The organism is Shewanella sp. SG44-6 (assembly GCF_014164185.1).
In the GTDB taxonomy this organism is placed as follows: domain Bacteria; phylum Pseudomonadota; class Gammaproteobacteria; order Enterobacterales; family Shewanellaceae; genus Shewanella; species Shewanella vesiculosa.
The window spans coordinates 1-9,652 of record NZ_JACJER010000150.1 but is presented as its reverse complement, the minus strand read 5'-3'; the positions used below and the strand labels follow the sequence as shown (position 1 = coordinate 9,652).

The window sequence follows — 9,652 nt, the reverse complement described above, 5'->3', positions numbered from 1 at the left end:
GGTAAATGATCAGTTCGTTGAAGGTGAACTAACGGGGATGACAACGATTGAAGGTATTAGGATTAATACCAGTCGTCGCGATATAACCGCATTTCAAAACACTGATGGCAACTATTACGACATCCAAGGCCAAAGTTTAACCCCAGCTTTTCAACGTGTACCGCTTAATAGGCAATACCGTTTGAGTTCTCGCTTTAACCCTAATCGCAAACATCCTATTACAGGCCGCGTGCGTCCTCACAATGGTACCGACTTTGCAACTCCAATTGGTACTCCTGTTGTGGCTCCCGGTGATGGTGTGGTGACCTTGGTGACTAAGCATCCTTTTGCGGGTAACTATGTTGTGATTCAACACGATAATAAAGTCAGCACTCGCTACCTACATTTGTCGAAGTTTTTGGTTAAAAAAGGACAGCGAGTGACTCGTGGTCAAGTGATTGCCCTATCGGGTAATACCGGTGCTTCAACAGGTCCTCATTTACATTATGAATTCATTGTAAATGGTCGCCCTGTTGACGCGATGAAAGCCAATATCGCAGAAGCCAAAGTATTACCTAAAAAGCAATTGCAAGCCTTTCAAGCTTTGGTTAAAAGCCGAAGCATGATGATGGATTTAGGCTAATTAACCTCGATTAATCCACGCTATTTATCTCAATTGCTTAGCGTTAGTACAAAATGAAAATGCAGCCTGATGGCTGCATTTTTATTTTGTTTCTTAAGTTTAATCATACACCGTATTTAGTTACGCTGACGTCATTATGCATGGGCATGTATTTCCTGGCCATTAGCAAATAGCCACTACAGTATTGCCGCTAAACTGGCATTTTTTATGTTTGGTTGAGTCGTGTTTAGCTGAGTGGGTATTGGTTAAATGGGTTTGAAGCTTGTAGTTTCATTGTAGTCAATCACCTGCATTGGGCTGATGTGCAGATACTGCTGTGACACGCTTTACGCCACTTAACGAAGACGTTCCTGTTTTCGATACCTTCAGTCGCATCTTCACTGGTTCATGCTATCTCTTCGATTTAGCTTCATTTGTTACGAATGTTAAGTTAACCGCTAACTTGGTTTTGCCTCGTTCCAAGTTAGGAATAACGTTCTATTTCATTTATGGGTCATCATTTCTCTTTAATAAAAAAGATCATAATTCCTCTGTAGCAAAGACCATTTATTGTTAATTTAATGAACATATTGGTTAACTGTTTTTATATACAGTTATAATAATTTTTTAGGGCAAATTGAATGAGAACGATGAATAAGCAAACGAAAGTCGTATGGTGGAATAATCTCGTTACCCCTAAGTTGTTGATAGTTATTTATTTAAAATAATTATCATTTTTTAGCCACTTTTATCGTGCAACCTCGATTTGTTTTTATGGTTCAATAATAACTTATCGTTTTACATCAATAAGATAAAAAATATAGGATGCTATTAATCAATAACTTGAACAGCCGACTTTATCGGGTGAGCCGTTCAATAAGCTGTTATAACTACAGGCAAACTTAAGGTGTAAGTTTCAATTTATGGATGAATTAAATTTAAAATATAGCGATAAAGTAACTATTGTAATAGCTATCATTTTTGCTGCTTTAAACTTCTTATTTTTCATATTAATCTATAAAACTATTGCTTCATATTTTATGCTTGGAGAGTTAGCTACTTTAGGTGTATCTGCACTTGTTTTTGTAATCACCACTATATTTATTGCCAAGCCAATATTAAAACGTTTAGTCTTAGTTAACGAGTAATGTAGTTATAATGAGGCTGCATATTTTTTTACTATCGTTCCTAATGTCAGGTGCCGTATTTGCAGAAGATAAAAGCAAATATACGCCAGAGCAATTGTTCGTGATCGGTACAGAGCTATTTAAAGAAGATAGAAAGGAATTTGATCCTAATTTGGGACTTGAGTTCCTACTAGAGTCAGCGAAGTTTAAATACGAATTCGCTCCGTTTGGTTTGTGTGTTTCATTATCAACCGAAAAACCAATACTAGACTTACAAGAAGCTTATGCATGGTGTTATGTCGCGCAAAAAATTGGGAATAAATATTCAAATATGGCTTCTCAAAGAAGCGATGAAATATTAGGTAAAATCCTTTTAGATAGTGGTGTTGTAGCAGTTGAGAAAGCTAAAAAACTCTCTATCTCTAGATATCAGGAGTAGGCACTCCTAACAAACGCATTAAACCTGACTCCACAAGTGGATCGATTTTTTTTGCAAAAACAAACGGCGCAAAATAAGCGCCCAACTTGCTCCGCAGTTTATGCGAAGCGTTAGGGTTACTTGGAGATTTGGTGGAAAATTTAAAGGCGAAGCTCATCGAATTAGAAGAGCATTTATTTAAGGCTGAGACCAGAGCTTCATATGGCGAATTGGATGAACTAATTGCGGATGAGTTCACTGAAATTGGTGGTTCTGGAGTTCGATTTGGAAAAAAAGAAGCTCTGGAGCGTCTGCCATCAGAATTGCCTCCTAAGATCATTGCATCTGAATATGAATTGAGACATTTAGCGCCCAAATGTGCCCAGTTACTTTATAAAGCTGTAATGGTAAAAGGTGGTGAGACAACCGCTATTTACTCATTACGATGTTCAATATGGTCTCTGATAAATGGGAGGTGGCAAATGATCTTCCATCAGGGCACCTTATGTAAAGCATTTGAGTAGTAACCCTAATAATGCCATTAATTACGCTCCCTACGCTCCTACCGTTTCGCGGCTTATGGCGGCGTTAGGTGAATAGACATATGCGTCTCTTTTGGATTACCTGCGTATCCTTTTTGCTGATCTCATGCGCCACTACGAAGTCAATGGACGAAGAAGTAGAAGCTATGCGCAAGGAGGCTCTCAAAGAGCTTGATGTGTACAGCTGTATAATGGAAGGCAAAGCAGTGGCAGCAGTTGGCATGTTTGGAACTCCGTCCTGTATAGAAATCTACTCGGACGGAGGGAAAGTTTGCACTGACAGCAGTGAGTGCCAAGGGGCATGCACTTCAAGGGAGGTACTCGAGAAGGGGGCTAAAACAACCGGTTTCTGTCGTGGTAACGAGAAAGACGCTTTTGGCTGCTTCAATGAAATCTCGAACGGTGTAGCCGAGCATGCAATTTGCCACGACTAGCTCACCTAACAAAGCTGCGCCTCTTCTGGCGGCGTTAAATGGCAATAAATATGTGCAAGCCTAAACTGATTGAAGAAGTAACATTGGAAGATCTACAATCTCATCGATGGTGCTTTTACCAAAATGACGAAGAAGGCTTCGATGCTTTTGAACATGTAATTCCAGATACCCATCCTGATTTCTCAGCAGACACCATTGAGTTAGAGTTGGCTGAATTTAAGTTCGCAAATGGAAAGGTAGCCTTAGGTATTTACGATGGTGCGTCATCATTTACTTTAGTAGCAAATGATCAAGGGTTTTCATTTTGGTATGGCGGCGTCAAACCTGAGCAAAAAGATATTGAAAGTATGTTTAATTTTTTGTTAAGTAATAGTTACCAACTTCCGGTTGAGGCAACTGCTAAATGGTCAAGAACAAGAGAAAAATACAATGGCATTCAATATATAAACAACGATGGTGAAACCGTTGAACTCAGCATTTAACAATACAATCTTGCGGAACTCCGTGTGCTGTCACGTTCTGTGCGGAGCACAAAAAGCGCCATCTCACTCCGTCCGAAAATTACGGCGTTATGCAGAATGAATTTATGAACTTAGATGAACTTGCAGCCGAATATGACGAGGCTATTAATGCCGAAGATAAGAATTCGGCTCATCACAAAATTAATGAAATCATAAGATTCGTTGCAAGCAATTTTCCGCGTGATAACCCTGAGGCGCTTGCGTGGTTTACAGCCGCTCTTCAAGATAAGCGTAAAAAGTGGTTTGTTGCAAAAGTGATGAGTAAGGTAAATCCATTGCCAAAATCGCTACTAAAAGACTTGGTTTTAGCCTCTATGTTGGAGCCAAACCCTAGCTCTAACAAGTTTCTGATTCTTCCTTGTGTAAAGACCTATGGCAAGGAAATGGTTAAGGAGACTATGCTTAAATATTCAACACATCCTCAAGTAATTGAAAATGATGGGTTCAATAAAGTGGCCTATTGGGTGGGCCTTCGCAATGTATAACAAAAGTAGGCAAGCGACAAATATTGCGCCTGCTACTGGCGTTATAAGTACAAGGAGGTTCGGTGTTATCTCAAGTATGTGATGAACTAAAAGCTATTATTAAGTTAGAACAGCAGGCTGGCAGAAAAGTTGTACAGGTTGATAAATGCTGGCCTCAATGTGGCAATATAAATGTATTTATCGATAAATATTTTTCAACTGACTATGCAGGAAAATACGACAATATCATTTTTCATCTTGATGCAGATCGGCATAATCCAATTGAAATGTATGTTGATAAAAATACTGGTGATTGCATATTTTGCTCTTTACTAAAGCACTTATAGCAAGGTATTTAAACTTAGCTAAAACAGTGATTTATGTTTCGCTTCGCTCCACAGTATAACCCACAATTTTAGTCCGCTTAATGCGGCGCTATGTTAATATGAGGAATCATGATCATTCATCAATTTGACATTTTTGCAGACTATTTTCAGCTTTATCTCATGGATGATGAAGCAGATGATGATATGTCAGAAATATGGACGGATGAGGCGCTGGATATAAAACTAGCAATCGCTAAAAATACTGTTGCTGTTGGCACTTATCGAAATATTGATGTTAAATTTGAACTTGAAGTATTAGAGAGCGAGCCTAAAGTCGATTTGAACGAATGGGATCATGATTGTTTAGGCTTTGTAAGCTTTCCCTCGGGGAAATGCGTTGTTTATGGTTGTACTGATTATTTGCCTGATGCAACGCGCATAGAGTTGCCTAAAGGCTATTACGCGTTATTGTCTTTGGCAAAGGGGCTCGACTCAATTACGGTGGAGTGGGAATCAGCTGATGATTTATACAAGGTAATATTGTGGCCGTCCGATTCGAAAGATTGTAAGTCTTTGAAACGCTATGAAATTACATAACAAATGGCAGCGGCGGACAAATTTCTGCTGTCACCTTTCGTGCAAAAACACGCACAAAAGCCGCCATCAAAAATTTGCTCGGTAGCCGGGCGTTATATGCCATGACTAAATCAGACGCTATATCCAAGTTACTAGCTTCATTCCAAGATGAGCCACAGGTTATTACTTCGAAAGGAAGGACTTATGAGGATTACGTTGAGGAGCGCAAGAAAGACCTCCTTGGGTATGTCATAGAACCTGAAAACGTTGTTGTCGCTTCGGCATGTTTTCCTGAATACTATTTGGAAATGTATCAATCGAATAACGTTTGGGCTATCGCAAAGTGGGAAGACAATTGGCTGCTTACGCTTGAGGCAGAAAACGAATTCGCGTTAGCGTTTGGTGAGAATAAGAATAACCTTATGATGCTAGGTTTCTCTTCTTCTGATGCTCTTGCCGAGTGGTTAGGCTAATGGCATATAACAATCGCCAGCACAAACGCGCCCTTTGGGCGCACAACTCGCAACAAGTTGCTCGCGTGTGTGTGAATGACTATGGATTGGCGTCAAATGAAAGTCTTTAAAGGTATCGATCTCAATGATTCTTTCGTTTTAGATTGGGGTTTTGAGAATAACTGTCTGTGCTTTGAGCTGGAGGCCAGCATTTGGCCAGAGTCCAAATATTATGTTGAGCCAAAGCTAAATGAATATACGTGTTACCGAAAAGCAATACTTCAATTCACTAATGCAGTTTCCGTATCTGGTTTAAAGCCCAAATCAGCTGTGATGTCATCAACTGATCCAGACGGTTCAATTGATTATGGCAACATTGATACATTGCAGGTAGTCGACGGTGGATTTGAGCTTACCGGTAATTTTGGCAATATAAAAATATCTGGCGGGGAGCTTCGATTTGAAATTCACACATAACAATCTGCGTCATTCGGCCCCTGCGACGCTCACAAGTTCGCGCGCATGCGCGGGGCGTTATGTGTTACTGGAGGTTTTGTGACAATAATTTTTGACCTTAAGTCAGAATCTTGTGAGTGGGCAACAGATATAAATGAAGAAATTGCTGCTGCCTTTCCCAGCTTTTTCGATCAAAACCCTCTTGTAGGTTCAGATGAGTGGTGGGAGTCTTCTGAATTTGAAATTACAAATGGGAAGATTAGCCACGCAGGTCCCTTGCTTGAAGATGGTGAATTGGTTGATGTTATTTCCATAGAAATATTAGATAACGACTACCACAGTGCCGGTGGATATCCAGAACAACTTATTGATCGTGAAGACTTCTGGTTGCATGAAGCTGTAGCGGTCGATAAATTAGTTGAAACTAAGTCAATTACAATTATGCCATCTGGAGAGTTGGACGAAACCTCCATTTATTTAGAAACAAAGGTCCGAGTTTGGTAACACATAACAAACCAAGTTTCGGACAATCAGTCACTGGCTGCGCCACAGCGTTCTCGCTTTCCGCTGCTTGGGGTGTTATGAGTAAATCTTGTATTAAGGAGCTTCATCAAGTGTCAGAAAAATCAAAAATGCTAGCAGGGGAATTGTATGATCCTAGCAATAAAGAACTTGTTGAGATGAGATTAAGTGCTCGCCTAACGACAGAGAAGTTAAATCAAACCTCTGTAGCAGATTTACAGGTAAGAACTAAATTATTAAAGTCTCTGTTCGGTAGTACGGGTAAAAATATACATATTGAGTCAATATTTAACTGTGATTACGGTTCTAACATTCACGTTGGAGAAAATTTTTACGTTAACTTTGGGTGTGTTATTTTAGATGTAGCAGAGGTTCGAATTGGCGACAATTGTATGATTGCACCACAAGTAGGCATTTATACTGCAACCCACCCCTTAGACCCAATTGAGAGAAATAGCGGACTAGAACTTGCCAAACCAATTACTATCGGAGATAACTGCTGGATTGGGGGGCACGCAACAATTAATCCTGGAGTGACTTTAGGTGATAACGTAGTTGTTGCTTCAGGGGCAGTAGTTACAAAGAGCTTTGGTAGCAATGTTGTCATCGGTGGTAATCCTGCGAAAGTAATTAAACAGATTACAACTACGGTGTAACTTACTCATAATAAGTCGTTTAAAAGGACAAAAAACCGTTGGCTTTTGCTCCTTCGTCGCTAATTTTAGTCAATAATTTTTTTCCTCTTAACTATTCGTTACCCATAGAAAATTTAACCTGAAACTTACGAATTAACATTAATGTTCCAACTCCGAAATGTCCAAAAGTGAGTTTGAAAGTGATCAAACTTTATAATCAAAAAGTGATATTCGTGATCTAATCTTTGTCGATTTAAATTATCCAATAGCCAGTTTGGTTGATGGATAACGCAGCTTGGTAGTCCGAGGGCTCGCGAGGAAATAGGCCAATGTTAATGGTCCTAAGCGTCCCATAAACATCAGGAAGATAATGATAAGTTCGCCAGCGCTAGACAGATTGGCAGTTAAACCTCTTGATAAGCCAACTGTACCTAGGGCCGAGATTGCCTCAAAAATGATATCCAACATAGGGGCTTTCTCACTGAGTAACAGAGAAAATATGGCTAAACAACTGACTCCGATAGACATGATGGTTAACGCAAACGCTTTGCTGACGGTTTCTTTTGGAATTTCACGTTTAAACACGTAAACCGCTTCATCACGTCTAAAATAGGAGTAAGTGGCTAATATTAAAATCATAAATGTCACCACTTTTATGCCACTTGCGGTACTCATCGAGCCGCCACCGATAAACATTAACATCAACATGACTGCTGTAGTTGCATCTTCAAGTTGATCAATCGCCAGTGTATTAAAGCCCGCGGTTCTGGGGGTTAATGCTTGAAACCAAGACGCTAACCATTTTCCTGACTCGCTCAGTGGCGCTAATGTATTTGGGTTATCATATTCAATAAGGTAAATCAGGATAACAGCGATTGCATTAATGAAAATGGTTCCCAAGATCATCATTCTGCTATAGACAGTTAAACGCGCCCATTTTCGATTTCGATTAAGATCAATCCAAACAGAAAATCCTAGTCCGCCAATAACAAACAGCGACGTAATCGTTATATTCACCACTACATCATCAACGTAAGGCATCAAGCTGTCCGCACTGAGTGCAAAACCAGCATTGTTAAATGCACTTATAGTATAAAAAAAGCCATGAAATAGGCTTTTTTCCCAACCTAATTCATTACGCCAATACAGGGTCAAAATTAGCATACCAATGCATTCAACAATGAGCGCAAAAATGATCACTGATTTCGCTGTTGAAACTAAGGTTGACGAGTCGGTTTGATTAAATGCTTCTCGTGCGACAGTACTTTGTAAAAAGCCAATCTTACCCCCTAATGCGATTAAGGTCACAATGGCAAACGTCATCAAACCCAAACCACCACATTGAATTAATATGGCAATAACAATCTGACCAAAAGGCGTGAAAGCCGTACCAGTATCAACAACGACTAATCCTGTTACCGTTACCGCTGAGGTGGCAGTGAAGATACTTTGAAGCCAGCTTATTGGGACATCAGTGGCTATCGGTAATTTTAATAACACTGACCCGAGCAAGATTAATACGACAAAGCTGCCACATAAGATAAGCGGCGGTGCTGCAAATAATTTCTTACCCGCTTTGGGTTTTCGCTCAATAGGCGTGATAGAGGGATGCCATAAAATCATGTTATACCAGCCTTGGCGCAACGTATTTTAATTGAGCACGCGTGCCACACAGCAGCAAGATGTCGTTAGCCTGTAATACAAATAAAGGCTCGAGCTGAGAGAAAATAGTTTCCTCCCGTTTAACCATTATTGGCTTAATGGTGTTTTTTACGTCGCCTAATACTTGCGATAATGTCTGACCGTTGAGGATCTGTTTTATATGGATCTCCACAACATAAATGCCATGACCAATGGCAAGATAATTATTCACCATAGGATAATTGAGTGACTGAGCCACTCGAATGCCCATTTCATCTTCGGGATGAATGATCCTTTGTACCCCGAGTTTAGACACAATAGTATGATGGGCTTTGGTACTGGCTTTTACCCAAATATTTTTAACACCAATATTTTTAAGGGCCAGAGTACAGAGCAAACTTGATTGCATGTCCTCTCCAATTGCCACCAACACCGCCTCACTCGTACACAGATTAAGCTCCCTCAAAACGCTCTCATCAGAAGAGTCGCATATAACCGACTCGGTTAGATCTTCTGCGTATTTCTCGACAATTTTAGGGTCAAGATCCACGCCTGTTACCGTGTGCCCTAAATGGATCAGCTCTAAAGAAGCTGACACTCCAAAACGGCCTAAGCCAATTACTGTAAAATGTGCCATTTATGACCTGTATTTTTGTTGATAAAAAGAAAACGAAATAGCCCGATCGATAACTTGATATACCGAGCGATCACTGATCATCAGGATCCGTCACTATATTTAATCGATAACCTAATCCGGCTTCGGTTTTGATAAATGGTCGCTCAGCAGTGTTATTGAGTTTTTTACGTAATTGGCTAACCATAATTCTCAGATAATGAGTGTCCTCCTGATGACTCGGTCCCCAAATCCGTTTAAGCAGGACTTCGTGCTTAACCAGATTTCCCGGCTGAGCCAGTAAGAGCTCAATAAAGGCGAACT

The 9,652-nt window shown here is 40.1% G+C and carries 15 protein-coding genes; 12 read left to right on the top strand and 3 right to left on the bottom strand.

Translation table 11 applies throughout. From position 1 onward, the window contains the following. From H5185_RS19120 to H5185_RS19065, 12 genes are all read left to right on the top strand, one after another. Positions 1-622: peptidoglycan DD-metalloendopeptidase family protein (locus H5185_RS19120; RefSeq protein WP_182742890.1), on the top strand; the 622-nt coding region annotated here is incomplete at its 5' end. Between the two features lie 902 nt (positions 623-1,524). Continuing rightward, the gene (locus H5185_RS19115) at positions 1,525-1,749 is read left to right on the top strand and encodes a hypothetical protein (RefSeq protein ID WP_182742889.1); all 225 of its coding nucleotides are present in this window, start codon (positions 1,525-1,527) and stop codon (positions 1,747-1,749) included. Positions 1,750-1,792: 43 nt separating this feature from the next. Beyond that, entirely contained in the window at positions 1,793-2,167 is a 375-nt protein-coding gene (locus tag H5185_RS19110) for a hypothetical protein (RefSeq protein WP_182742888.1), read from the top strand. Between the two features lie 131 nt (positions 2,168-2,298). Then, entirely contained in the window at positions 2,299-2,670 is a 372-nt protein-coding gene (locus H5185_RS19105) for a DUF4440 domain-containing protein (RefSeq protein ID WP_182742887.1), read from the top strand. 490 nt (positions 2,671-3,160) lie between these two features. Continuing rightward, a complete protein-coding gene (locus H5185_RS19100) occupies positions 3,161-3,604 on the top strand; it encodes a hypothetical protein (RefSeq protein WP_182742886.1) in 444 nt (147 codons plus the stop codon). Between the two features lie 104 nt (positions 3,605-3,708). Beyond that, the gene (locus tag H5185_RS19095) at positions 3,709-4,128 is read left to right on the top strand and encodes a hypothetical protein (RefSeq protein ID WP_182742885.1); all 420 of its coding nucleotides are present in this window, start codon (positions 3,709-3,711) and stop codon (positions 4,126-4,128) included. 62 nt (positions 4,129-4,190) lie between these two features. Beyond that, entirely contained in the window at positions 4,191-4,454 is a 264-nt protein-coding gene (locus H5185_RS19090) for a hypothetical protein (protein ID WP_182742884.1), read from the top strand. Between the two features lie 108 nt (positions 4,455-4,562). Continuing rightward, positions 4,563-5,030, top strand: coding sequence for a hypothetical protein (locus H5185_RS19085; protein ID WP_182742883.1), 468 nt, complete (start codon positions 4,563-4,565; stop codon positions 5,028-5,030). 101 nt (positions 5,031-5,131) lie between these two features. Beyond that, entirely contained in the window at positions 5,132-5,482 is a 351-nt protein-coding gene (locus H5185_RS19080; RefSeq protein WP_182742882.1) for a hypothetical protein, read from the top strand. A gap of 81 nt (positions 5,483-5,563) precedes the next feature. Then, positions 5,564-5,938, top strand: coding sequence for a hypothetical protein (locus tag H5185_RS19075; protein WP_182742881.1), 375 nt, complete (start codon positions 5,564-5,566; stop codon positions 5,936-5,938). 78 nt (positions 5,939-6,016) lie between these two features. After that, the gene (locus H5185_RS19070) at positions 6,017-6,421 is read left to right on the top strand and encodes a hypothetical protein (RefSeq protein ID WP_182742880.1); all 405 of its coding nucleotides are present in this window, start codon (positions 6,017-6,019) and stop codon (positions 6,419-6,421) included. Between the two features lie 110 nt (positions 6,422-6,531). Further along, positions 6,532-7,095 (top strand): sugar O-acetyltransferase, encoded by a 564-nt coding sequence (locus H5185_RS19065; protein WP_273059135.1) that lies wholly within the window; start codon positions 6,532-6,534, stop codon positions 7,093-7,095. A 237-nt stretch (positions 7,096-7,332) separates the two neighbouring features. On the opposite strand, the gene H5185_RS19060 is transcribed toward H5185_RS19065, so the two are convergent. From H5185_RS19060 to H5185_RS19050, 3 genes are all read right to left on the bottom strand, one after another. Next, complete coding sequence (locus H5185_RS19060; RefSeq protein WP_182742879.1) at positions 7,333-8,697, bottom strand: TrkH family potassium uptake protein; 1,365 nt, start codon at positions 8,695-8,697, stop codon at positions 7,333-7,335. Position 8,698: 1 nt separating this feature from the next. Beyond that, positions 8,699-9,352 (bottom strand): TrkA family potassium uptake protein, encoded by a 654-nt coding sequence (locus H5185_RS19055; RefSeq protein ID WP_124016106.1) that lies wholly within the window; start codon positions 9,350-9,352, stop codon positions 8,699-8,701. Between the two features lie 70 nt (positions 9,353-9,422). Further along, the coding region (locus tag H5185_RS19050) for a helix-turn-helix domain-containing protein (protein WP_182742878.1) at positions 9,423-9,652 on the bottom strand (230 nt) is incomplete at its 5' end.